Origin of the sequence: Streptomyces sp. CA-243310, assembly GCF_050936775.1 — a bacterium.
Lineage (GTDB): Bacteria > Actinomycetota > Actinomycetes > Streptomycetales > Streptomycetaceae > Streptomyces.
In genome coordinates, this window is sequence record NZ_JBNJMF010000001.1 from 291,478 (window position 1) to 315,797 (window position 24,320).

Sequence of the window (24,320 nt, forward strand, 5' to 3'; positions counted from 1 at the left end):
CATCAGGCGACGGGTATCGGGCATCCGGCGACGACGGACAACGGGGGACGGGCACAGCGATGGGTGAGGTCTTCGCGGGCCGGTACGAGCTGATCGATCCGATCGGTCGGGGTGGAGCGGGCGCCGTCTGGCGTGCCTGGGACCACCGCCGTCGTCGGTACGTGGCCGCGAAGGTCCTCATGCAGAGCGACGCCCACACCCTGCTGCGGTTCGTGCGCGAGCAGGCCCTGCGGATCGATCATCCGCACGTGCTCGCGCCGGCCAGTTGGGCGGCGGACGACGACAAGGTCCTGTTCACCATGGAGCTGGTCGCCGGGGGCTCGCTCGCCCACGTGATCGGGGACTACGGCGCCCTGCCGCCACGGTTCGTGTGCACGCTGCTCGACCAGCTCCTGGCGGGACTGGCGGCGGTCCACGCGGAGGGCGTCGTCCACCGCGACATCAAACCGGCCAACATACTGATGGCGGCCACCGGAACCGGACGGCCGCACCTGCGGCTGTCCGACTTCGGCATCTCCATGCGCAAGGGTGAGCCGCGGCTCACCGAGACCAACTACGTCGTGGGTACGCCGGGTTACTCCGCCCCCGAGCAACTCCTCGGCGCAGAGCCCGACTTCCCCGCCGACTTCTTCGCCACCGGCCTGGTCGCCCTGTACCTCCTCCAGGGGCGCAAGCCGGACTCCCAGGCACTGGTGGAGCGCTTCCTGACGCACGGCACCCCCGATGCCCCCGAAGGCGTCCCCGCGCCCCTGTGGGACGTCATCGCGAACCTCCTGCAACCCGACCCCCAGAGCCGGTTCAGAACCGCCACAGGGGCCCGCAAGGCCCTTGCCGAGGCCATGGAGCTGCTTCCGCCCGCCGCACCGGACGAGGAACCGGTGGAGGTGTTCGACCAACTCGGCCCCCTCCCCGACGGTTTCGGCCCCCGGGGGCCGCAGAACACCGGCGCGGTGCCCCTCGGGGGTCCCGCCGCCCCCGTGGCCCCGCACACGGGCACGGGGCCCGGTGGAACCACCCCGACGGACCCGCGCCGCACGGGTGCCGTGGCACCGCCCCCGCCCCGGCCCCCGGACCAGACCCCGTCGTCGGCCCCGCCCGCACCCGTCCACACCCCGACGGCCGTCCCCGCCCCGACGCCCACTCCCACCGCGTACGCGACGCCGCCCGCGCCCCTCGACGCGTTCGGGCCGCCCCCCGCGGCGTACGGCCCTTCCGAGACGGGCAGCTTCCACCTGCCCCCGCCGGTCACACCCGAGCCGGCCCTCACCCCGCTCGGCGCCGAAGCGCCCGCCCGGCCGACCCGGCCCGCAGCGGCCTCACCGACCGGCCCGACGACACACCCCGACCCGGCCGCGCCCCGCGCCTTGCGGATCGCCCCTCCCCCGGCGCGGGTCACGGTCGGCATCCTCGCCGCCGCGCTCCTCTGCTTCGCGGTGGGCGTCTGGGCACTGACCGGCCTCTGACCCACCCGCGTCGGCCCGTCCCCGGAAGCACCGGAGCCCGGAAGCACCGGAGCCCGGAAGCCCCTCCCCGGAAGCCCATCCCCGGAAGCCCGGGAAGCTACCGACGTCCCGCCCCGGCACCCCGCCGGGACAGCAGGATCCATCCCCCGAGCACGAGCAGCAGCACCGTTCCCGCCCCGAAGCCGCCGGTGGCCACCACCCTCATCACCGAGCGGTCGTCCTCGGCCGCGGCGGCCTCCGGTCCGGTGAGCCCCTCCTTGGCGGCGGTGCGGTCGGCGGCGTCCACCCCGAACCCGGCCGCGCTCAGGCTCTCCCGGTACGCCGGCGCCTTTCCGGGGGTCCCGAGGACGTCCATCCGCAGGGTCAGCGGCACCGGTACCGCGTCCTCGGTGAACTCCCCGACCTTCCCGCCCAGCGTCACGGCGACGTAGTACCAGCCGGCCACACGCGTCCCGCGCATCTCCGCGTCGTCGGAGAAACGGTTCTCGTAGGCCACCGGAGCCGTCTTGGGCAGCGTGACCCCGGCCTGCTTGCCGTCGTAGGAGGTGCCCTTGGAGTCGACCAGCGCCCGGTAGGGGCTGTAGACCGAGACCGTGAGGCCGTTGGACGCCGAGCCGTACTCCTTCGTCATCCTGGCGGCCGCGATCTCCGCGCCGATCCCCAACTGCTGTCCCCAGTCCAGCGGGACGCGGTAGTACCGGGTCTGCCCGGGCCGCAGGTCGTCGCGCCACACCCCCGTCCCGAGGGCGCGCGCGTCGTTGAAGCCGGTGCCGCCGGTCCGGGCGAGCGAGGCACCTCCGGGCAGGGTCGGCGAGGCCGAGGGCCAGACGCTGGGCGCGACCGTGGGGGAGCCGCCGCCGAGGGCCGGCTCGCGCAGGACGAGGAGTTCGACCGGCCACCGCCCCCGGTCGGAGTCCTTGGCCGCGGTGCGCGTGACCTTCGCGTAGTAGGTGGCGGCGGCCTGGCACTCGCCGTCCTCCTTGACCCGCCGCACGGCCGCCGCGCTCACCGGGACGGGGTCGTAGCCGAAGCCGGCCCGCGCGTAGCCGGGGCAGCGGGTCCCCGCGCCGGAGATGATCTCGACCTCGATGCCGTCGCCGTAGCCGACCTTGGCACCGACGGGCGGACGGACCACCGCGGAGACGTACACGTCGGACGCGGCGTCGAGCCGGAGTTGGTAGAAGCGTTCCTCCGGGCCGATGGTGTCCTCGTGGACCGTCCCGATCTCCAGCGGCGCGGTGTCCGCGGTGGAGGGCCTGCCCTCGACCCGCTTCGCCCCGTCAGCCGCGCGGTACGTCGGCACCGGCTGCGGCGCCGGGCCCGCCGCCCACGCGGCCCCCGGCGGCGCCGCCACGAGCCCCAGCCCGGCGACCCCCGCCAGCACGACGCTCCGTATCCGACGTCCCCGATCCATCACACGCACCCCGAGTTTGCTAGCGCAAGTCAAATCTTTGCATACCGCAAGTGTTCGTCACGGAACAGCACACAGAACAGCACAAAGCCCCGGCAGCAGCGGCAGCCGGGGCTTCATGGGATCAATCGTGGGTCTCACACGCCAGAACCAGAAGGCACGGAGTCGGTTGCCTCCGTCCACAGGTCCTGCTCGGCACGGTCCGCCTGGATCTGGCGGTACACGAGGAGCCCGCCGATGGCGGCCAGTGCGACCAGGAGCAGCTTCTTCACCGCGCGACCTCGTCTTTCGTTGACGTTGGGGACTTCTGGCGCCCAACAATACACACCGACCGATACCGATCGGTTATCTGGGAACCCCTCAACTGGCCCGACGACAAAGACCCCCAGGCCGGGGGCCTGGGGGTCTTCGACACTGTGGGGCTAACAGGATTTGAACCTGTGGCCTCATCCTTATCAGGGATGCGCTCTAACCAACTGAGCTATAGCCCCATCCGCGCTGCGCGCTGACTCCTGAAGGTTAGCGCACACACCCGGTAGGTCCAAAATCCGTTCCCGGGGGCTCTCCGGAGGTCGACCCGGGGGACGCCACGACAGCGTCCCCGCAGGTCAGTCAGCCGGTGGGCCGGCCCTCGAACCGGTCGGTCACTCGTCCTCGGCGAGCGTCAGCTCGACGCCCCCGACGAAGCCCGCCGACAGGTTGTAGATGAACGAGCCGAGCGTCGCCAGCGCCGTCATGAGCACCACGTCGATGACCGCGATCACCGAGCTGAAGATCAGCACGCGGGGCAGCGAGAGGAACGACTGGAGGTCGAACCCGTTGCTCTCGTTCGATCCGGTCGCCTCGCTGATCGTGCCGCCGACGGTCGAGAAGACGCCCATCGCGTCCATGACCATCCACAGCACCACCGACGCGACGACCGTGCAGACACCGAGCGCGATCGACAGGAGGAAGCTGACCTTCATCACCGACCACGGGTCGGCCTTGGCCACCCGCAGTCGCGCCTTGCGCGTCCGGGGCGCCGTACGGGCCCCGGTGCGCGGCCGGCGCTGCGTGTCCCCGGCCTGGCTCCCGCGCGCCGCCCCCGGGCCCGAGGGCGCCGAGAGGGCCTGCGCAGGCTGGTGGGGCTGACCGCCCCTGCTGCTCGGACCTGCGTCGGTCGGCGACTTCGGCTGCGGTCCTCGGGTATCCGTCACGGTTCCCCCCTGGGAGTCCGCGGCGGGGCCACGGGCACCGTTCGCTCCAGTCTTGGCCGGTCCGGCGCCCGCGGCTCCACTCACGACTTACTCCTCGTGCTCCCCAGCCGAGGGCTGCGTGCCCTCGGCGGCCTCGGCGGCCTGTCCTTCGGCCACCTCGGTCCCGATCTCGTTCTCGATCTCGTCGACCTCGTCAGCTTCCTGACCGGCCTCCGCGTTGCGCGCGATGCCGACCACGGCGTCGCGCTTACCCAGGTTGATCAGCTGAACGCCCATGGTGTCACGGCCGGTCTCCCTGACTTCGTTGACTCGCGTACGAATCACACCACCGCTGAGCGTGATGGCGAGAATCTCGTCCGTTTCGTCGACCACCAGCGCGCCGACGAGAGAACCGCGGTCCTCCACGATCTTCGCCGCCTTGATGCCCAGTCCACCACGACCCTGGACGCGGTACTCGTCCACTGCCGTCCGCTTGGCGTAGCCGCCGTCCGTCGCGGTGAACACGAACGTACCCGGCCGCACCACGCTCATGGAGAGCAGCTCGTCCCCGCCTCGGAAACTCATGCCCTTCACGCCGGACGTCGCACGTCCCATGGGACGCAACGAGTCGTCCGTCGCGGTGAAGCGGATCGACTGCGCCTTCTTGCTGATGAGCAGGAGGTCGTCGTCGGCGGACACCAGCTCCGCGCCGATGAGCTCGTCGTCGCTGCCGTCCTCCGTCTCACGGAGGTTGATGGCGATTACACCACCCGAACGGGGCGAGTCGTAGTCCTTGAGGGCCGTCTTCTTCACCAGGCCGCCCTTGGTGGCCAGGATCAGGTAGGGCGCCGCCTCGTAGTCGCGGATCGCGAGGATCTGGGCGATCTTCTCGTCCGGCTGGAAGGCCAGCAGGTTCGCCACGTGCTGCCCGCGCGCGTCACGGCTGGCGTCCGGGAGCTCGTACGCCTTCGAGCGGTAGACACGACCCTTGTTCGTGAAGAACAGCAGCCAGTGGTGCGTGGTGGACACGAAGAAGTGGTCGACCAGGTCGTCCTGCTTCAGCTTCGTGCCGCGCACGCCCTTGCCGCCGCGCTTCTGCGAGCGGTAGTCCTCGGTCTTGGTCCGCTTGACGTAGCCGCCGTGGGTGATCGTGACGACGATGTCCTCTTCGGCGATCAGGTCCTCCATGGACATGTCGCCGTCGAAGGGGACCAGCTTGGAGCGTCGGTCGTCGCCGAACTTCTCGACGATCGCCGCCAGTTCCTCGCTGACGATCTGACGCTGGCGCTCCTCGGAGGCCAGGATCGCGTTGTACTCGTTGATCTTGGCCTGGAGTTCGTCGTGCTCGGCGACGATCTTCTGCCGCTCCAGGGCCGCGAGCCGGCGGAGCTGCATCTCCAGGATGGCGTTGGCCTGGATCTCGTCGATCGACAGCAGGCCCATGAGGCCCTCACGGGCGATCTCGACCGTGTTGCTGCGCCGGATGAGGGCGATGACCTCGTCGATCGCGTCCAGCGCCTTGAGCAGACCGCGCAGGATGTGGGCGCGCTCCTCCGCCTTGCGCAGGCGGAAGCGCGTGCGCCGGACGATGACCTCGATCTGGTGCGTCACCCAGTGGCGGATGAACGCGTCGATCGACAGGGTGCGCGGCACTCCGTCGACGAGCGCCAACATGTTGGCGCTGAAGTTCGACTGGAGGTCGGTGTGCTTGTACAGGTTGTTCAGCACGACCTTGGCCACGGCGTCGCGCTTGAGGACGATCACCAGGCGCTGGCCGGTCCGCGAGGAGGTCTCGTCGCGGACGTCGGCGATGCCGCCGACCTTGCCGTCCTTCACCAGGTCGGCGATCTTCTGCGCCAGGTTGTCGGGGTTGGTCTGGTACGGAAGCTCCGTGACCACCAGGCACTGGCGGTTCTGGATCTCCTCGACCTCGACCACCGCGCGCATCGTGATGGAGCCGCGCCCGGTCCGGTACGCCTCCTCGATGCCCTTGCGGCCCACGACGAGGGCGCCCGACGGGAAGTCCGGGCCCTTGATCCGCTCGACGAGCGCGTCCTGGAGCTCCTCGTGGGAGGCCTCGGGGTGCTCCAGCGCCCACTGGGCACCGGCGGCGACCTCGCGCAGGTTGTGCGGCGGGATGTTCGTGGCCATGCCGACGGCGATGCCGGCCGAGCCGTTGACCAGGAGGTTCGGGAAGCGCGCCGGCAGGACCGTCGGCTCCTGGTTGCGGCCGTCGTAGTTGTCCTGGAAGTCGACGGTGTCCTCGTCGATGTCCCGGAGCATCTCCATGGCCAGCGGCATCAGCTTGCACTCGGTGTAGCGCATCGCGGCGGCCGGGTCGTTGCCCGGGGAGCCGAAGTTGCCGTTGGAGTCCACGAGCGGCATGCGCATCGACCACGGCTGGGCCAGACGGACCAGGGCGTCGTAGATCGAGCTGTCGCCGTGCGGGTGGTACGTGCCCATGACGTCACCGACGACGCGGGCGCACTTGTAGAAGCCCTTCTCGGGCCGGTAGCCGCCGTCGTACATCGCGTACAGCACGCGACGGTGGACCGGCTTGAGGCCGTCCCGTACGTCGGGCAGGGCGCGGGAGACGATGACGGACATCGCGTAGTCGAGGTAGGAGCGCTGCATCTCCGTCTCGAGCCCGACGGGCTCGATCCGCATCTGCGGCGGCTCCGCCGCGGGATTCTCGGCGGTGGGGGTGATTTCATCGGCCATTGCTGGTCAGAAGTCCTTTCAGGCGGTCAGCGGAGGCCGACTCAGATGTCGAGGAACCGAACGTCCTTGGCGTTGCGCTGGATGAAGGAGCGTCGGGCCTCGACGTCCTCGCCCATGAGCACCGAGAAGAGGTCGTCCGCCTGCGCGGCGTCGTCCAGGGTGACCTGGCCGAGCACGCGGTGGTCCACGTCCATGGTGGTGACGCGCAGTTCCTCGGCGTTCATCTCGCCCAGACCCTTGAAGCGCTGGATCGAGTCTTCCCTGATCCGCTTGCCCTGCCCCTTGCCGAGTTCGACGAGGGCGTCCCGCTCGCGGTCCGAGTACGCGTACTCGAAGTCGTCACGACCCCACTTGATCTTGTACAGCGGGGGGCGCGAGAGGTAGACGTGCCCGGCCTCGACCAGCGGCCGCATGAAGCGGAACAGGAAGGTCAGCAGCAGGGTGTTGATGTGCTGGCCGTCGACGTCGGCGTCCGCCATCAGGATGATCTTGTGATAGCGGAGCTTCTCGATGTCGAAGTCCTCGTGCACACCGGTACCGAAGGCACTGATCAGCGCCTGGACCTCGGTGTTCTGGAGGATCTTGTCGATACGGGCCTTCTCGACGTTCAGGATCTTGCCTCGGATCGGCAGGATGGCCTGGTACATCGGGTTGCGGCCGGACTTCGCGGAACCACCGGCCGAGTCGCCCTCGACGATGAAGATCTCGCACTTGGTCGGGTCGTTCGACTGGCAGTCGGACAGCTTGCCCGGCAGCGAGGCCGACTCCAGCAGACCCTTGCGACGGGTGAGGTCACGGGCCTTGCGGGCGGCGACGCGGGCCGTGGCGGCCTGGATCGACTTGCGGATGATGTCCGCGGCCTCGACCGGGTTGCGGTCGAACCAGTCGTTGAGGTGCTCGTGGACGACCTTCTGCACGAAGGTCTTGGCCTCCGTGTTGCCCAGCTTGGTCTTCGTCTGGCCCTCGAACTGCGGCTCGCCCAGCTTGACCGAGATGATGGCCGTCAGACCCTCGCGGATGTCCTCGCCCGCGAGGTTGTCGTCCTTCTCGCGGAGCAGCTTCTTCTCGCGCGCGTAACGGTTCACCAGACCCGTCAGGGCCGCACGGAAGCCTTCCTCGTGCGTTCCGCCCTCGTGGGTGTGGATCGTGTTGGCGAAGGAGTAGACGCCCTCGGTGTACTGCGAGTTCCACTGCATCGCGATCTCGACCGAGAGGAGGCGCTCCTTGTCCTCGGCCTCGACGTCGATGACGGTCGGGTGGATCATCTCGCCCTTGCGCGAGTTGAGGTACTTCACGAAGTCGACGATGCCGCCCTCGTAGTAGTACTTCACCGTGCGCGCCTGGTCGTCGTCGGACTCCTCGGCGGAGTCGGCGCCGACGGTCGCCTTCGCGGACTCGCGCTCGTCGGTCAGCGACAGGGTCAGGCCCTTGTTGAGGAAGGCCATCTCCTGGAAGCGCCGGGAGAGCGTCTCGAAGGAGTACTCGGTGGTCTCGAAGACGTCGGGGTCGGCCCAGAAGGTGACCGTGGTGCCCGAGTCGGCGGTCTCCTCGTTCTTCGCGAGCGGGGCCGTCGGCACGCCCAGCTTGTAGTCCTGGGTCCAGCGGTAGCCGTCACGCTTGACCTCGACCGAGACCCTCGTCGACAGCGCGTTCACGACGGAGACACCCACGCCGTGCAGACCACCGGAGACGGCGTAGCCGCCACCGCCGAACTTGCCGCCCGCGTGCAGCACGGTGAGGACGACCTCGACGGCCGGCTTCCCCTCGGACGGCACGATGTCGACGGGGATGCCGCGACCGTTGTCGACGACGCGCACAGCGCCGTCGGCGAGGATCGTGACGTCGATGGTGTCCGCGTGCCCGGCCATGGCCTCGTCGACCGAGTTGTCGACGACTTCCTGGACGAGGTGGTGGAGACCACGCTCACCGGTCGAACCGATGTACATGCCGGGCCGCTTGCGGACCGCGTCCAGGCCCTCGAGGACCTGGATCTGATTGCCGGTGTACGCAACGGGGTCACCGTTGTCGCCGGCTGTGGACTGGTTGTCGTTGGGGTTGCCGGAATCGGCCACGAAGCGCCCTTTCTGGCACAGCACAGGCCGAACTCCGGGCCAGCAGGCATGCAAGCAGGAGCGGCTGCGTCGATCTGCGTTGTCAGCGTTTGTCAGCGGGATCCCGCAAGCGGGCGGGATTCGGTTCAGTCTACCGGTACCACGGACCTGAATGGGGGTTTGCGGGTACCTGAGTCCGCATGTGCCGCCCTGAACCTCCTCTCTCCGACTCCCCATATCCGGAGAGGGGCTCAAAGAGGCTCACACGGGCATTGAGCGCTTCGGCCTGTCAACCTCTCGCTACGGTGAGGGACACCACCCGCGGGAGCCCCCGCGGGGTCGTTCGCGGACCCGACCCGACCCGGCCGAAACCCGCCCGTCGCCGGACCGTCTCCGCGCCGTGATCACCGTGCGCGGTCGGGCGCCGCGGGGTCACCGCCCGGCACTCCCCGGGGCGACGGTCGCCCCCGGGGCGGCAGGGAGCGGCGGGCCGCTCACCCGTAGGTGTCGCCCGGCCCCGTGCTGCCCGGCGCGCGCCAGGGCCCGTGCCGCTTCGGCCGGCCACCCGGACCCGACACCTTGATCATCCGTACGGTGCCCTGCCCCAGCTCGGCGTTCAGCCGCGCCACGAGCTGCGGGGCCAGCAGTTTCAGCTGCGCCGCCCATGCCGAGGAGTCACACCGCACATGAAGCTCACGGTCCTCGTACCGCTCCGGTTCACAGTGCGCGGCGATCTCCGGCCCGACGATCTCCGACCAGCGCTCCATGACGCCCGCCACCGCCATCGGCATCTCCCAGCCGCGTTCGGTGCGCAGCCGGTCGAGCGCCGCCATCAACGGCATCGGGTCCCGGCCGTCGGCGCGGGCGCCGGATCGCAGGCCGGGCTGCTGCCGGCGGTTCTTCCCCGTCGCCGCGTTGCCGCGGGCCCGCGCCTGTTCGCGCGCCGCCGCCAGCGCCTGTCGGGCCAGGTCCACCCCGGAGGGTTCCGGGGCCTTGCGCTCCGGCTGCCCCTGCTCCGGTCGCTTCTCGCCGGGGCTCTTCTTCCCCGGGCTCTTCTCGTGATCGCTCACAGTCGGGTCACCTCACCGCCGGACACCCCGAACCGCGTCCCCGCCAGCACCCCCGGGACGTCGTCGTCGACCGCCGCGGTCACCAGGACCTGTTCCCCGGGGGACACCAGTTCGGCCAGCCGCTCCCGGCGCCTGCTGTCCAGCTCCGCGAACACGTCGTCGAGGATCAGCACCGGCTCGCTGCCCTCGGAGCGCAGCAGTTCGTACGAGGCCAGGCGCAGCGCCAGCGCGTACGACCAGGACTCGCCGTGGCTCGCGTAGCCCTTCGCCGGCAGCTCGCCGAGCCGCAGCAGCACGTCGTCGCGGTGCGGACCCACCAGGGTCACGCCCCGCTCGATCTCCTGCTTGCGCACGTCGGCGAGCGCCGCCAGGACGACCTCGTAGAGGGCCTCGCGGGTGCGCGCCTCGCCGCTGTCCACCGCCTCGCCCGCCGAGGACTTGTACGTCAACCCGAGCGGTCCGCCGCCGGGCGCGAGCTGCTCGTACGCCTTGTCGGCCAGCGGCAGCAGGGTGGAGATCAGGTCGAGGCGTTGGGCCAGGAGTTCCGCGCCCGCGCGGGCGAGGTGCTGGTCCCACACGTCGAGGGTGGACAGGTCCATGGACCGGCCGCCGTGCCGGCGTGCCATGGCCGCCGACTTGAGCAGGGTGTTGCGCTGCTTCAGCACGCGTTCGTAGTCGGAGCGGACGGCGGCCATGCGGGGCGAGCGGGCGGTGACCAGCTCGTCGAGGAAGCGGCGGCGCTCCCCCGGGTCGCCCTTCACCAGCGCCAGGTCCTCGGGAGCGAACAGCACCGTCCGTACGATCCCCAGCACGTCCCGAGGCCTGACCTGCGAGGACCGGTTGATCCGGGCCCGGTTCGCGCGGCCCGGGTTCAGTTCCAGTTCGACGAGCTGCTGCCGCTCGCCCTGGATGACGGCGGCTCGGACGACGGCCCGCTCCGCACCCATCCGGACCAGCGGGGCGTCCGAGGACACCCGGTGGCTGCCCAGGGTGGCCAGGTAGCCGATGGCCTCGACGAGGTTGGTCTTTCCCTGGCCGTTCGGACCCACGAAAGCGGTGACGCCCGGACCGAGGGGAACCTCGGCCCGGGCGTACGAGCGGAAGTCGGCCAGTGAGAGATGCGAAACGTGCATGTGGCGCCGACCTCCCCCGGCTTCCTGCTTCTCGCTGTGGTGCTGTGGTCGTGTGGTGCGGCCCGGTGGCACGGCCGCACCGGGCCGCCGGGCCTTCCCGACTAGACCTTCTCGACCGCGTGGCCGCCGAACTGGTTGCGCAGCGCGGCGATCATCTTCATCTGCGGGGAGTCGTCCTGGCGGGACGCGAAGCGGGCGAACAGCGACGCGGTGATCGCGGGCAGCGGCACGGCGTTGTCGATGGCCGCCTCGACCGTCCAGCGGCCCTCGCCCGAGTCCGCCGCGAAGCCGCGCAGCTGCTGCAGGTGCTCGTCCTCGTCCAGCGCGTTCACGGCGAGGTCCAGCAGCCAGGAACGGATGACCGTTCCTTCCTGCCAGGAGCGGAACACCTCGCGGACGTCGGTGACCGAGTCCACCGCCTCCAGCAGCTCCCAGCCCTCGGCGTAGGCCTGCATCATGGCGTACTCGATGCCGTTGTGGACCATCTTCGCGAAGTGGCCGGCGCCGACCTTGCCCGCGTGCACGGAGCCGAAGTCGCCCTCGGGCTTGAGGGCGTCGAACACCGGCTGGACCGCGGCGACGTGGTCCTTGTCGCCGCCGTACATCAGCGCGTAGCCGTTCGCCAGGCCCCACACGCCGCCGGAGACACCACAGTCGACGAAGCCGATGCCCTTGGCCTTCAGCTCCTCGGCGTGCTTCTCGTCGTCGGTCCAGCGGGAGTTGCCGCCGTCCACGACGACGTCGCCGGGCGAGAGCAGCTCGCCCAGCTCGTCGATGGTGGACTGCGTCGCCGCGCCTGCCGGGACCATCACCCACACCACGCGGGGGGCCTGCAGGCTGTCCACGAGTTCCCGCAGGCTGTGGACATCGGCGAGGTCAGGGTTGCGGTCGTATCCGATGACGGTGTGGCCTGCGCGGCGGATGCGCTCGCGCATGTTGCCGCCCATCTTGCCGAGACCGACGAGACCAAGCTCCATCAGGTGGTTCCTTAAGCGTTGTGGCCGTCTGTGCCGGGGGCCCTGGAGTACCGGGGTCCGCCCCGGGATCCGAGCCTACGCCGGGCCGCGCTCCGGGGCGCCACGGACGCCCCGAACGTGCGCCGGACGCCGTCGGGCCCGGCCTCGCGGTGGCGAGGCCGGGCCCGACGGGACGAACTCAACCGGACAGGCGCACCGGCATGATCAGGTACTTGTAGGCCTCGTCGGCCTCCGCGTCGATCGCCGGGCGACCGCTGAGCAGTGCCGGCTTGGTCGACGTGGTGAAGCTGAGCTGCGCGACGGGCGAGTCGATCGCGCTCAGACCGTCCAGCAGGAAGGTCGGGTTGAAGGCGATCGAGATGTCGTCGCCGTCGAGCTTGGCGTCGACGCGCTCCACAGCCTGTGCGTCGTCGGAGGAACCGGCCTCCAGGATGAGCACGCCCTGCTCGAAGCTCAGGCGGACCGGGGTGTTGCGCTCGGCGACCAGGGCCACGCGCTTGACGGCCTCGACGAAGGGCGCGGTCTCGATCACCGCGATGGAGTTGAACTCCGTCGGGAAGAGCGTGCGGTACTTCGGGAGGTCGCCTTCGAGCAGCCGGGTGGTGGTGCGGCGGCCCGCGCCCTCGAAGCCGATGAGGCCCTCACCGGCGCCGGATCCCGAAAGGGCCAGGGTGACGGTGTCGCCGCTGGTCAGGGACTTGGCGGTGTCCAGGAGCGTCTTGGCGGGCACCAGGGCCACGGCCGAGGCTTTCGGGTTCTCCGGCTTCCACAGGAACTCGCGGACCGCGAAGCGGTAGCGGTCGGTGGAGGCCAGGGTGACGCGGTCGCCCTCGATCTCGATGCGGACGCCGGTCAGCACGGGCAGCGTGTCGTCACGGCCGGCGGCGATGGCGACCTGGGCCGCGGCGGAGGCGAAGACCTCGCCGGGCACGGTGCCGGTCGCGGTCGGCATCTGCGGCAGCGCCGGGTACTCCTCCACAGGCAGGGTGTGGAGTGTGAATCGCGAGGAGCCGCAGACCACGGTCGCCCGTACACCGTCTGTGGAAATCTCCACCGGGCGGTTGGGCAGGGCCCGGCAGATGTCGGCGAGCAGCCGGCCGGAGACCAGGACGGTGCCGTCCGCCTCGACGTCCGCCTCGACGGAGACGCGGGCCGAGACCTCGTAGTCGAAGCCGGAGAGCGACAGGGTGCCCTCCTCGGCCTTCAGCAGCAGGCCCGCGAGGACGGGTACCGGCGGCCGGGCCGGGAGGCTGCGGGCCGCCCAAGCCACCGCCTCCGCGAGTACGTCGCGTTCCACCCGGATCTTCACCGGAACCGCCTCCTGCTGTTGCTCGCTCGTCTGCCGGCCTTCGTCGTCGGCTCGATGGCTCGCTGTCCCGACGGACCGAGGCCTCGATGCCGGGGACCAGTCTGACGTACGGCGCCGACACTCGTCGCTGCCGGCGGTCAAGTCGGAAGCGAGGTGTCGGGGCGGCTGTCCTCCGAGTTGTGCACAGGACCTGCTTGAAAACCGAATCCGAGCTAACTCTCTATGGGGGTAGTAGTAGGGCCTGTGGAAACGGTGGATAAGCCCGTTCTCGCAGGTCAGCCCGCGTTTTTTATCCCCACACCCTGTGGGCGACACCGGTGGACAACACGGTGTCTCTGTGGAGAACGGAAAGTTCTGCACAGGCCGTCCCCAGATGACCCTCACTACTCCACAGGTGCGTCCCCAGCTTTTCCCCAGTACTCCACAGGCCAAACGTCGACTTCCGTGTGACCGCTTTCACTCCGGACGGTGACAGGGGGCTCCGGGTTGCCGAACAGTGGACAACGGTGTGGAGAAGTCATCCACGCCTGTGCACAGGATGCGGGAACCTGTGGGTCGGCGGTGGACAGAGAGGTGGGCGGGGCTGTGGACATTTTCTTTGTCCACAGGCTGTGGATGGCCCTTGCTCACAATTCCACAGGCGTCTGAACTGGCCTGATGGGCTCTCAACCTGCACCCCTGTGGACAGATTGTGGGTGACGAGAACCGTCCCCAGGCTGTGGACGGAAGAAAGTCGGCCAATCTGTGGATGACGGGCCCCGTTGGGGGCGTATTCGAACAGAGCAGGGGCGTGCGGACGAAGAAGGGCGCCCCCGTCGTGGTCCGGGAGCGCCCTGTAAACGGGTGTGAGGGACCCTCACGGGACCTTCTTGGGGCCCGCGCACGGCTCCGGAGAGCCGGCGTCAGGCGTTCTTGATGCGGTTGGTGAGCTCCGTGACCTGGTTGTAGATGGAGCGTCGTTCCGCCATCAGGGCGCGGATCTTGCGGTCCGCGTGCATGACGGTGGTGTGGTCACGACCGCCGAATTGCGCCCCGATCTTGGGGAGGGAGAGGTCGGTGAGCTCCCGGCAGAGGTACATGGCGATCTGTCTGGCGGTGACCAGGACCCGGCTGCGGGAGGAGCCGCAGAGGTCGTCGACGGTGAGCCCGAAGTAGTCCGCGGTGGCGGCCATGATGTCGGAGGCGGTGATCTCGGGCGCGCTGTCCTCTCCGCCCGGGATCAGGTTCTTGAGGACGTCCTCCGTCAGACCCAGGTCCACCGGTTGCCGATTGAGGCTGGCGAACGCCGTGACCCGGATCAGTGCCCCTTCCAACTCGCGGATGTTGCGCGAGATGCGGGAGGCGATGAACTCCAGGACCTCCGGCGGGGCGTTGAGCTGCTCCTGCACGGCCTTCTTGCGCAGGATCGCGATGCGGGTCTCCAGCTCGGGCGGCTGGACGTCGGTGATCAGGCCCCACTCGAAGCGGTTGCGCAGCCTGTCCTCCAGGGTGACCAGCTGCTTGGGCGGCCGGTCGGAGGACAGCACGATCTGCTTGTTGGCGTTGTGGAGCGTGTTGAAGGTGTGGAAGAACTCCTCCTGCGTCGACTCCTTGCTCGCGAGGAACTGGATGTCGTCGACCAGAAGGATGTCCATCTCGCGGTAGCGCTTGCGGAAGGCGTCGCCCTTGCCGTCACGGATGGAGTTGATGAACTCGTTCGTGAACTCCTCGGAGCTCACGTAGCGCACCCGGGTGCCCGGATAGAGGCTCCGCGCGTAGTGCCCGATGGCGTGCAGCAGGTGCGTCTTGCCCAGCCCGGACTCCCCGTAGATGAAGAGCGGGTTGTACGCCTTCGCCGGCGCCTCGGCGACGGCCACCGCGGCGGCGTGCGCGAAGCGGTTGGAGGCGCCGATGACGAAGGTGTCGAAGAGGTACTTGGGGTTCAGCCGGGCGGTCGGCTCCAGCGGTCCCGAGGTGGAGCCGCCGGACGGGGCCGAGGGTGCCGGCCGGTTGGGGATCTGGCGCTGCTGGGGCTGCTCGTACTGCTGGCGCTCGTACTTGTGCTGCTGGTGCGAGTCCTGCTGCTCGTACGAGGACTGCTCGTACTTCTGCTGCTCGTAGCCGCCCTGGTCGTACCCCGAGGGCTCGGACTGCTGGAGGTAGCCGGGCTGGGGGGAGGCGTACGGGTCGCGTTCGGGGAAGCCCCCGAGACGGGGCTGCTGCCAGCCGTAGTCGTCCTGTTGACCGCCGCGGGGCCAGGCACCGGGCTCGGGGCGCTGCTGCTGGTAGTCCGGGTAGGCGGGCCGGGCGGTCGGCAACTGGTCGTCGCCGGGACCGTTGTGGCCCCCGGGGCCGGTGTGACCGGAGTGACCACCGGAGCGCTGGCCGCCGTACGGCTCGTAGGACTCGCGCTGCTGGGAGGAGGGCGTCGGCTCGCCGGCGGAGTCGTCCACCGTGATCGCGATCCGGATCGGGCGGCCGCACTCGCGGCTGAGCGCGTCACTGATCAGCGGCGCGAGGCGGCCTTCGAGGACGCGCTTGCCCCATTCGTTGGGGACGGCCAGCAAGGCGGTGTCGGCGACGAGCGCGAGGGGCTGGCAGCGTTCGACCCACTGCTTGTCCTTCGGCTCGATACCTTGCTGCCCCTCTCCGAGGAGCTTCTCGAGCACGCGTGGCCACACTGCGGCAAGATCGGCAGGTACGTCAGCCACAGAGCACGCTCTCTCACAGGTCCCGGTCCCACGAATGTGTGGTTCTTTGGGACGGTCGGGACGAAAAAATCCGGGATCAGGCAACGGTAGTCAGGCCGGTGGGTAGGGTTCAAGTCGTTGTCCACAGCCTGTGCACAGTGTGGGGCCACCGAGGCTCGGTTTGACCGGATGGCGTAGCCGCGCGTACCGTGACGAGGTCGAGTTGTCGATGGCTGCTGCCGCCTGCCTACCGATGGGCGAAGATCACACACAGTGATCATGTAGCGGTGCCACTCGGGCGAACACGCGAGTTTCATCTCCTTCGTGGGCGCACGGTGACAGCCAGGCGATGTCCCGCCACAACGATTCATTCTCTGGAGCCCCCGAGTGAGCAAGCGCACCTTCCAGCCGAACAACCGCCGTCGTGCCAAGACCCACGGCTTCCGCCTGCGGATGCGTACCCGTGCCGGCCGCGCGATTCTCGCGAACCGCCGCGGCAAGGGCCGCGCCGCCCTTTCCGCGTAACCCACACGCAGGTCGTGACGTCGTGCTGTCTCCCGAAAATCGGCTGAGGCGGCGCGAGGACTTCGCGAGCGCGGTACGACGGGGCCGGCGGGCAGGACGCCCGCTTCTCGTCGTACACCTACGTACCAGCGGTGCAACGGACCCGCACGAGCCGGGGGAGATCGATCCCTCGACGCGTGCGGGTTTCGTCGTCAGCAAGGCTGTCGGCAACGCCGTCGTACGTAACCGGGTCAAGCGCCGTTTGCGCCATCTTGTCCGCGAACGGCTCCCTCAGCTCCCCGCCGGTAGCCTGGTGGTGGTGCGGGCCTTGCCCGGTTCGGGTGACGCCGGCCTCGACGAGCTGGCCCGTGACCTGGATGCCGCCATGCAGCGGCTACTGGGAGGCGCGGCTCGATGAAGTACCCGCTGCTCGCTTTGATCAAGCTGTACCAGTGGACGATCAGTCCGCTGCTCGGGCCGGTGTGCCGCTACTACCCCTCGTGCTCGCACTACGGGTTCACGGCCATCGACCGGCATGGTGCGGTGAAGGGGACGGTTCTGACCGCCTGGCGGATCCTGCGGTGCAATCCGTGGTCCCCGGGCGGTGTGGATCATGTCCCACCCCGGAAACGCCCGCGTTGGCACGAGCAGCTGCGCAGTGCGTTGCGTAGATCTCGCAATGCTCAAGGAGCCTGATTAGTGGACACGATTGCCAGTCTGTTCAGCTTTATCACCACACCCGTGTCATGGATCATCGTCCAGTTCCACACGGTGTACGGCGCGATCTTCGGCGCCGACAGTGGATGGGCCTGGGGCCTGTCCATCGTGTCCCTGGTGATCTTGATTCGTATCTGCCTGATCCCGCTCTTCGTGAAGCAGATCAAGTCGACGCGTGGCATGCAGGCGCTCCAGCCGAAGATGAAGGCGATCCAGGAGCGCTACAAGAACGACAAGCAGCGTCAGTCCGAAGAGATGATGAAGCTGTACAAGGAGACGGGTACCAACCCGCTCTCCTCGTGCCTTCCGATCCTCGCGCAGTCGCCGTTCTTCTTCGCGCTCTACCACGTGCTCGCGAACATCGCCAACGGCAAGCCGATCGGCTACATCAACGAGTCGCTGCTGGTGAGCGCTCAGAAGGCCCACATCTTCGGAGCCCCGCTCGCCGCGAAGTTCACGGACAGCGCCGAGAAGATCGCCAGCCTGGACGCCTCGGTGACCAGCGTCCGCGTCGTGACCGCGGTCATGATCGTGATGATGTCGCTGTCGCAGTTCTACACGCAGCGCCAGCTGATGCAGAAGAACGTCGACCTCTCGGTCAAGACGCCGTTCATGCAGCAGCAGAAGATGCTGATGTACATCTTCCCGGTGATCTTCGCCGTCATGGGCATCAACTTCCCCGTCGGTGTCCTCGTCTACTGGCTGACCACGAACCTGTGGACCATGGGCCAGCAGATGTACGTGATCAACCAGAACCCGACGCCGGGAAGCAAGGCCCAGGACCAGTACCTGACCCGCCTGGTGAAGCACGTCACCACGCACGGTGCCATCAAGGGCCGCGGCAAGAAGAAGATCGTCGCCGCGATCGTGGCCAAGGGCCCGGACCGCAACGACAACGAGCGCAAGTTCATCACCGCGCTGACGAAGCAGGGCATGGCCGCGCAGGCGGACGGCTCCGTGATCAAGAGTTCTGAGGCCACGGCCGATGAGGACGCGGCGAGCGGCGGTGTCGCGACCAAGCGGCAGCAGCCGAAGCGGCAGACCAAGTCGAAGCGTCAGACGCCCCCCAGCAAGCCCTCCAAGAAGTAGAAGGAGCACCTCCCGTGACGGAAGGCACCACCACCGCCGCCGCTGAGGGCGGCGACACCCTGACCCGCCTCGAGCAGGAGGGTGAGATCGCGGCCGACTACCTTGAGGGCCTGCTGGACATCGCCGACCTGGACGGCGACATCGACATGGACGTCGAGGCGGACCGCGCTGCGGTGTCGATCGTCAGCGACTCGGCTCGCGACCTGCAGAAGCTCGTGGGCCGCGACGGTGAGGTCCTGGAAGCCCTTCAGGAACTGACCCGCCTCGCCGTGCACCGCGAGACCGGGGACCGCAGCCGGCTGATGCTGGACATCGCCGGGTTCCGTGCCAAGAAGCGCGAGGAACTGGCCGTGATCGGTGCCCAGGCCGCGGCGGACGTGAAGGCCTCCGGTGAGCCGCTGAAGCTGGCTCCCATGACCCCCTTCGAGCGCAAGGTCGTTCACGACGCCGTGGCGGCCGCCGGTCTGAAGAGCGAGTCCGAGGGCGAGGAGCCGCAGCGCTTCGTCGTTGTGCTTCCGGCCTGACCGGAAGAGCGTGAGGTCGGCCCCGTCTGTGTCGCAGGCGGGGCCGATGTTTGTAAGCCTGGCAGTGCCCGTTGTTCGAAGAGTGAGTTCTGTACGGAAGGACGGTCCCCGTGACGGAGGCAGCTGAGCTTCCCCCGGCGCCCGAAGAGGCGCGTGCGGTATTCGGCGAGTTTTTTCCCGGAAGCCGTGCGGTACGCGGAGCTGCTGGCGGACGCGGGAGTCACGCGCGGTCTGATCGGCCCGCGTGAGGTGCCCAGGTTGTGGGAGCGGCACCTGTTGAACTGCGCGGTCCTCTCCGAGGTCGTGCCCGAGGGCGTCACCGTGTGCGATGTGGGCTCCGGAGCCGGTCTCCCCGGCATCCCCCTGGCGCTGGTGCGCCGGGATCTGAAGATCACGTTGTTGGAACCGCTGCTGCGTCGGACGAACTTCCTCCAGGAAGCCGTGGAACTGCTGGGCCTCGACCACGTCACCGTGGTGCGCGGCCGGGCCGAGGAGGTCCTCGGCAAGGTGCAGCCCGTACACGTGGTGACGGCGCGCGCGGTGGCTCCGCTGGACCGCCTGGCCGGCTGGGGTGTTCCCCTGCTGCGCCCGTACGGCGAGATGCTGGCGCTCAAGGGTGACACCGCCGAGGAGGAGCTGGTGGCGGCGAAGGTCGCACTGGCGAAGCTCGGCGTGGTGAAGACCTCGGTGCTGCACGTGGGTGAGGGCGTCGTGGACCCCCTGTCCACGGTGGTGCGGGTCGAGGTGGGCGAGAGCCCCGGTGGGGTGAGGTTCGCGGCCAAGCGGGCCAAGGCCGCTCGGACGAGCCGTACGCGCCGCCGCCGCTGACGACGTCGGGCACCACCGACCACTGAAATCCCCGTGTGTTCTGCGGGGATTTCAGTCGTGTTGGGGCCCTATCGGCAGGGGTGCCGGAGTGTCGGAGGGAGCTTGAGACTCCGTCCGGGCATCGTGTTTCACGTGAAACGTCGCTCTCTGCTGCACGGAATCATCAGCCGCGGTCGTGCGGCTGCGTCCCCTCGCGAACGCAAGGCCGCAGGGGGGACGGAGTTGTCCACATCGGTGGATTCATCCACAGGAGTTCGGGCCCCGCTGGTTCGCGGCCCCGGTGACATGGCAGGCTCTGTTCATCGCGAGCCTGATGTCGAGGAGAGTGACACCGTGCGGTCCGACGCCAACCTCGCGGGGCCGATGGCCGATCCGGTCCCTGGTCCCCGCTCTGAATCGCCGGGCGACGATGTTTCACGTGAAACATCGTCCCCGCCCCTAGTGGACAACGAAGACACACCCATCGGTCGAGCCGCCCAGATCGCGGTCGACGCGCTGGGCCGTGCGGGTGAACGCCTGCCCCGACCCGCGCAGACGCGGGTCATGGTGGTGGCGAACCAGAAGGGCGGCGTGGGCAAGACCACGACGACCGTGAATCTGGCCGCCTCGCTGGCCCTGCACGGTGCGCGGGTGCTGGTGATCGACCTCGACCCGCAGGGCAACGCCTCCACCGCGCTGGGGATCGACCATCACGCGGACGTGCCGTCCATCTACGACGTGCTCGTGGACAGCCGGCCCCTGCTGGAGGTCGTCCAGCCGGTGGTGGACGTGGAGGGTCTCTTCTGCGCCCCGGCGACGATCGACCTGGCGGGTGCCGAGATCGAGCTGGTGTCCCTGGTGGCCCGCGAGAGCCGGCTCCAGCGGGCGATCCAGGCGTACGAGCAGCCGCTGGACTACATCCTGATCGACTGCCCGCCCTCACTGGGGCTGCTGACGGTGAACGCGATGGTCGCGGGCGCCGAGGTGCTGATCCCGATCCAGTGCGAGTACTACGCCCTGGAGGGTCTGGGGCAGCTGCTGCGCAACGTCGATCTGGTGCGGGCCCACCTGAACCCGACACTGCACGTCTCCACGATCCTGCTGACCATGTACGACGGCAGGACGCGGCTGGCCTCGCAGGTGGCGGACGAGGTACGCACGCACTTCGGCAAGGAGGTGCTGAAGACCAGCATCCCGCGCTCGGTGCGCATCTCCGAGGCCCCGAGCTACGGTCAGACGGTTCTCACGTACGACCCGGGCTCCAGCGGGGCCCTTTCCTACCTTGAAGCCGCGCGGGAGATCGCGCTGCGGGGGGCCGGAATCCATTACGACGCCCAGCACGCCCATCTGGGCGCGGGCACGAACAGCACGCAGAGCATGGCGGAGGGGATCCAGTGAGTGAGCGACGTAGGGGGCTGGGACGGGGGCTCGGCGCGCTGATTCCCGCAGCTCCGCAGGAGAGGACACCGGCGGCCGGGGATGGTTCGACGTCTCCGGTGGCCGGGCAGGTGCTGACGTCCGATCGCGGTATCGCGGCGGCGAAGCTCGCCGCGCTGGCGCAAGCCGATGTTTCACGTGAAACATCGGAGGCGGCCACGTCGGTGCGGGTTCCGGAGCAGGCGGGGCCGACGGCCAATGAAGTGGCCGGGGCGACGTTCGCGGAGCTTCCGATGGACGCGATCGTGCCGAACCCGCGGCAGCCGCGTGATGTGTTCGACGAGGACGCGTTGGCGGAGCTGGTGACCTCCATCCAGGAGGTGGGCCTGCTCCAGCCGGTGGTGGTGCGGCAGTCCGCGCCGGGTCGCTATGAGCTGATCATGGGCGAGCGGCGTTGGCGTGCGTGCCGGGAGGCGGGGCTGGACTCCATCCCGGCGATCATCCGGGCCACGGACGACGAGAAGCTGCTGCTGGACGCGCTCCTGGAGAACCTGCACCGGGCGCAGCTCAATCCCCTGGAGGAGGCGGCCGCGTACGACCAGCTGCTCAAGGACTTCAACTGCACGCACGATCAGCTGGCCGACCGGATCGGCCGCTCGCGTCCGCAGGTGTCGAACACGCTGCGACTGCTGAGGCTTTCCGCCTCGGTGCAGCGGCGAGTGGCGGCGGGCGTCCTGTCCGCCGGTCACGCGCGGGCCCTCCTGTCCGTGGAGGACTCCGAGGTCCAGGACAAGCTGGCACACCGGATCGTCGCCGAGGGGCTGTCGGTGCGCGCGGTCGAGGAGATCGTGACGCTGATGGGCTCGGAGCCGTCGAGCAGCGTGAAGCCGAAGGGTCCTCGGGCCGGCGCCCGGGTGGCGCCGGCGCTCAGCGAGTTGGCGACGCGACTGTCGGACCGGTTCGAGACCCGGGTGAAGGTGGACCTGGGTCAGAAGAAGGGCAAGATCACCGTCGAGTTCGCCTCGATGGAGGATCTGGAGCGGATCCTGGGGACGCTCGCACCGGGCGAGGGCCGGGTGCTCGACCAGGGTCTCGCCGGGGAGTAGACGCGAGGCTTCGGCAACGGAGCCGAGGGGCGGGTCGTGCCGGGTGTCCGGCACGACCCGCCCTTTTGTCGCAGCGGATACGATGCGTGTATGGGTCGTCGGTTGGTGCCGCTCACGCTGGACAACCTCCAGGATCTGCCCCGACGTTGCCGCGCCTGCGTGTTCTGGGAGCTCGATCCGGTCACCGGTGAGGCCGCCGTGAAGGCGGGTACTCCGGAGCTGGAGAAGGAGGCGTGGATCTCCGCCGTCCTGCTGGAGTGGGGCTCGTGTGGCCGAGTGGTCTACGTCGACGAGGTGCCGGTGGGCTTCGTGCTCTACGCACCACCGGCGTACGTGCCGCGAGCTGCTTCGTTCCCCACCAGCCCGGTGTCTCCGGACGCGGTGCAGTTGATCACGGCGTGGATCATGCCCGGATACCAGGGCCAAGGCCTGGGGCGGGTCATGGTCCAGACGGTCGCGAAAGACCTGCTGCGGCGGGGCTTTCGGGCGATCGAGGCATTCGGGGACGCACGCTGGGAACGCCCGGCCTGTCTGCTGCCGGCGGACCATCTTCTGTCGGTGGGCTTCAAAACGGTACGGCCGCACCCGGCGCACCCGAGGTTGCGGCTGGACCTGCGGTCGACGCTGTCGTGGAAGGAAGACGTGGAGCTGGCGCTGGACCGGCTGTTGGGCGGGGCCCGGGCGCGGAAGGAGCCGGCGCTGCGCCCCCTGTGAACCGGGTGTGCGAAGTGATCCGGGTATGCGAACGGGGCCGCCCCCTCAGGGGGCGGCCCCGTTTCACGTGAAACAAGCGGTGGATCAGCCGACGGGCTTGATGGTGACGAAACCATCGAGGTCGCGCAGGATGGCGGCCTTCGGCTTGGCACCGACGATGGTCTTGACGACCTCGCCGCCCTGGTAGACGTTCAGGGTCGGGATGGACATGACGCCGTACTTGGCGGCGGTGTCCGGGTTCTGGTCGATGTTCAGCTTGACGATCTCGATCTCGTCGCCGTACTCGGCCGCGATGGCCTCCAGGGACGGGGCGATCTGGCGGCACGGGCCGCACCATTCGGCCCAGAAGTCCACCAGGACGGGCTTGGCACTGGCCAGGACGTCCTGATCGAAGCTGGCGTCGGTCACGGTCTTGAGGGTGCCGGCCACAGCGGCCTCCTTATTTCCTTCTGCGGGGTGTGCGGGGTGTGGGGTGGTGCTGGATCAGACGGCCGCGTGGGCCTTCTCGGCGTCCGCCACCGCGGCGAGGAAGCGCTCCGCGTCGAGGGCGGCCGAGCAGCCGGTGCCGGCGGCGGTGATCGCCTGACGGTAGGTGTGGTCCACGACGTCGCCGGCGCCGAAGACACCGGTGAGGTTGGTGCGCGTGGACGGCGCGGTGACCTTGAGGTAGCCCTCGTCGTCCAGGTCCAACTGCCCCGTGAACAGCTCGGTACGCGGGTCGTGGCCGACGGCGATGAAGAGGCCGGTCACGGGCAGCTCGGAGGTCTCACCGGTCTTGGTGTTGCGCAGGGTGAGACCGGAGAGCTTCTGCTCGCCGTGGATCTCGGCGACCTCGCTGTCCCAGGCGAACTTGATCTTCGGGTCGGCGAAGGCGCGGTCCTGCATGGTCTTGGAGGCGCGCAGGCTGTCGCGACGGTGGACGATGGTGACGCTCTTGGCGAACCGGGAGAGGAAGGTCGCCTCCTCCATCGCGGTGTCTCCGCCGCCGACGACGGCGATGTCCTGGTCCTTGAAGAAGAACCCGTCACAGGTGGCGCACCAGGAGACACCGCGGCCGGACAGGGTGTCCTCGTTCGGCAGGCCGAGCTTGCGGTGCTGGGAACCCGTGGTGACGATGACGGCCTTGGCGCGGTGAACGGTGCCGGCGGTGTCGGTGACGGTCTTGATGTCGCCGGTGAGGTCCACGGCCACGACGTCGTCAGGGACCAGCTCGGCGCCGAAGCGCTCGGCCTGACCGCGCATGTTGTCCATGAGGTCAGGACCCATGATGCCGTCCTGGAACCCGGGGAAGTTTTCGACCTCGGTGGTGTTCATGAGCGCACCGCCGGCGGTGACGGCGCCCTCGAAGACCAAGGGGTTGAGCGAAGCGCGTGCGGTGTACAGGGCGGCCGTGTAACCGGCCGGCCCGGAGCCGATGATGATCACGTTTCGTACGTCGCTCACGGGTTCTTTCCTCGTCTCTGCGGACTGCGTGCTGCCTACCGGGGGCCGGTGCGGACCTTC

Annotated in this window: 21 protein-coding genes, 1 tRNA gene and 2 pseudogenes; 10 read left to right on the forward strand and 14 right to left on the reverse strand. The window is 69.1% G+C overall.

Annotated features, from left to right (window positions below):
- Window positions 1-59: 59 nt before the first annotated feature.
- Complete coding sequence (locus ACQEVM_RS01405) at window positions 60-1,463, forward strand: serine/threonine protein kinase (protein WP_433073735.1); 1,404 nt, start codon at window positions 60-62, stop codon at window positions 1,461-1,463.
- 97 nt (window positions 1,464-1,560) lie between these two features.
- On the opposite strand, the gene ACQEVM_RS01410 is transcribed toward ACQEVM_RS01405, so the two are convergent.
- The 12 genes and pseudogenes from ACQEVM_RS01410 to dnaA (ACQEVM_RS01465) form a co-directional block, all read right to left on the reverse strand.
- Window positions 1,561-2,877, reverse strand: a complete 1,317-nt coding sequence (locus ACQEVM_RS01410; RefSeq protein ID WP_433073738.1) for a hypothetical protein — start codon at window positions 2,875-2,877, stop codon at window positions 1,561-1,563.
- 134 nt (window positions 2,878-3,011) lie between these two features.
- Window positions 3,012-3,146, reverse strand: a complete 135-nt coding sequence (locus ACQEVM_RS01415) for a DLW-39 family protein (protein ID WP_208809277.1) — start codon at window positions 3,144-3,146, stop codon at window positions 3,012-3,014.
- Window positions 3,147-3,291: 145 nt separating this feature from the next.
- Window positions 3,292-3,365 (reverse strand) — tRNA-Ile (locus ACQEVM_RS01420).
- 153 nt (window positions 3,366-3,518) lie between these two features.
- A complete protein-coding gene (locus ACQEVM_RS01425; RefSeq protein WP_433073741.1) occupies window positions 3,519-4,154 on the reverse strand; it encodes a DUF3566 domain-containing protein in 636 nt (211 codons plus the stop codon).
- A gap of 3 nt (window positions 4,155-4,157) precedes the next feature.
- Window positions 4,158-6,770, reverse strand: coding sequence for a DNA gyrase subunit A (gene gyrA / locus ACQEVM_RS01430; RefSeq protein ID WP_433073743.1), 2,613 nt, complete (start codon window positions 6,768-6,770; stop codon window positions 4,158-4,160).
- Window positions 6,771-6,811: 41 nt separating this feature from the next.
- Complete coding sequence (gyrB, locus tag ACQEVM_RS01435) at window positions 6,812-8,866, reverse strand: DNA topoisomerase (ATP-hydrolyzing) subunit B (RefSeq protein ID WP_433073746.1); 2,055 nt, start codon at window positions 8,864-8,866, stop codon at window positions 6,812-6,814.
- A gap of 449 nt (window positions 8,867-9,315) precedes the next feature.
- A complete protein-coding gene (locus ACQEVM_RS01440) occupies window positions 9,316-9,891 on the reverse strand; it encodes a DUF721 domain-containing protein (RefSeq protein ID WP_433073749.1) in 576 nt (191 codons plus the stop codon).
- The gene (gene recF, locus ACQEVM_RS01445; RefSeq protein ID WP_361770675.1) at window positions 9,888-11,024 is read right to left on the reverse strand and encodes a DNA replication/repair protein RecF; all 1,137 of its coding nucleotides are present in this window, start codon (window positions 11,022-11,024) and stop codon (window positions 9,888-9,890) included. Before recF ends, ACQEVM_RS01440 begins: the two co-directional genes overlap by 4 nt.
- A 101-nt stretch (window positions 11,025-11,125) precedes the next feature.
- Complete coding sequence (gnd, locus tag ACQEVM_RS01450; protein ID WP_053683925.1) at window positions 11,126-12,001, reverse strand: phosphogluconate dehydrogenase (NAD(+)-dependent, decarboxylating); 876 nt, start codon at window positions 11,999-12,001, stop codon at window positions 11,126-11,128.
- Window positions 12,002-12,179: 178 nt separating this feature from the next.
- Entirely contained in the window at window positions 12,180-13,310 is a 1,131-nt protein-coding gene (gene dnaN, locus ACQEVM_RS01455) for a DNA polymerase III subunit beta (protein ID WP_433073754.1), read from the reverse strand.
- Between the two features lie 902 nt (window positions 13,311-14,212).
- A complete protein-coding gene (gene dnaA / locus ACQEVM_RS01460; protein WP_433079752.1) occupies window positions 14,213-15,742 on the reverse strand; it encodes a chromosomal replication initiator protein DnaA in 1,530 nt (509 codons plus the stop codon).
- Window positions 15,716-16,000: pseudogene (gene dnaA / locus ACQEVM_RS01465) on the reverse strand (chromosomal replication initiator protein DnaA); the annotation flags it as partial. The pseudogene dnaA (ACQEVM_RS01465) and the gene dnaA (ACQEVM_RS01460), both read right to left, overlap by 27 nt.
- Before the next feature lie 366 nt (window positions 16,001-16,366).
- On the opposite strand from dnaA (ACQEVM_RS01465), the gene rpmH reads away from it, so the two are divergent.
- The 9 genes and pseudogenes from rpmH (at window position 16,367) to ACQEVM_RS01510 (ending at window position 22,817) form a co-directional block, all read left to right on the forward strand.
- A complete protein-coding gene (gene rpmH, locus ACQEVM_RS01470; protein ID WP_008741645.1) occupies window positions 16,367-16,504 on the forward strand; it encodes a 50S ribosomal protein L34 in 138 nt (45 codons plus the stop codon).
- A 22-nt stretch (window positions 16,505-16,526) separates the two neighbouring features.
- A complete protein-coding gene (gene rnpA / locus ACQEVM_RS01475; protein WP_078999676.1) occupies window positions 16,527-16,901 on the forward strand; it encodes a ribonuclease P protein component in 375 nt (124 codons plus the stop codon).
- Window positions 16,898-17,179, forward strand: coding sequence for a membrane protein insertion efficiency factor YidD (yidD, locus tag ACQEVM_RS01480; protein WP_078950077.1), 282 nt, complete (start codon window positions 16,898-16,900; stop codon window positions 17,177-17,179). The genes rnpA and yidD overlap by 4 nt, the downstream gene beginning before the upstream one ends.
- A 3-nt stretch (window positions 17,180-17,182) precedes the next feature.
- Entirely contained in the window at window positions 17,183-18,289 is a 1,107-nt protein-coding gene (gene yidC, locus ACQEVM_RS01485; protein WP_267799013.1) for a membrane protein insertase YidC, read from the forward strand.
- 14 nt (window positions 18,290-18,303) lie between these two features.
- Window positions 18,304-18,813, forward strand: a complete 510-nt coding sequence (locus ACQEVM_RS01490; RefSeq protein WP_053683933.1) for a protein jag — start codon at window positions 18,304-18,306, stop codon at window positions 18,811-18,813.
- A 110-nt stretch (window positions 18,814-18,923) separates the two neighbouring features.
- Window positions 18,924-19,641: pseudogene (gene rsmG / locus ACQEVM_RS01495) on the forward strand (16S rRNA (guanine(527)-N(7))-methyltransferase RsmG).
- Between the two features lie 285 nt (window positions 19,642-19,926).
- Window positions 19,927-21,018, forward strand: coding sequence for a ParA family protein (locus tag ACQEVM_RS01500; RefSeq protein WP_433073761.1), 1,092 nt, complete (start codon window positions 19,927-19,929; stop codon window positions 21,016-21,018).
- Complete coding sequence (locus tag ACQEVM_RS01505) at window positions 21,015-22,103, forward strand: ParB/RepB/Spo0J family partition protein (RefSeq protein ID WP_433073764.1); 1,089 nt, start codon at window positions 21,015-21,017, stop codon at window positions 22,101-22,103. Before ACQEVM_RS01500 ends, ACQEVM_RS01505 begins: the two co-directional genes overlap by 4 nt.
- Before the next feature lie 90 nt (window positions 22,104-22,193).
- Window positions 22,194-22,817, forward strand: coding sequence for a GNAT family N-acetyltransferase (locus tag ACQEVM_RS01510; protein ID WP_433073767.1), 624 nt, complete (start codon window positions 22,194-22,196; stop codon window positions 22,815-22,817).
- Window positions 22,818-22,901: 84 nt separating this feature from the next.
- Here ACQEVM_RS01510 and trxA read toward each other — a convergent pair whose 3' ends face one another.
- Both trxA and trxB read right to left on the reverse strand, forming a co-directional pair.
- Window positions 22,902-23,246, reverse strand: coding sequence for a thioredoxin (trxA, locus tag ACQEVM_RS01515; protein ID WP_433073770.1), 345 nt, complete (start codon window positions 23,244-23,246; stop codon window positions 22,902-22,904).
- A gap of 54 nt (window positions 23,247-23,300) precedes the next feature.
- Entirely contained in the window at window positions 23,301-24,260 is a 960-nt protein-coding gene (gene trxB, locus ACQEVM_RS01520) for a thioredoxin-disulfide reductase (protein WP_433073773.1), read from the reverse strand.
- Between the last annotated feature and the right edge of the window lie 60 nt (window positions 24,261-24,320).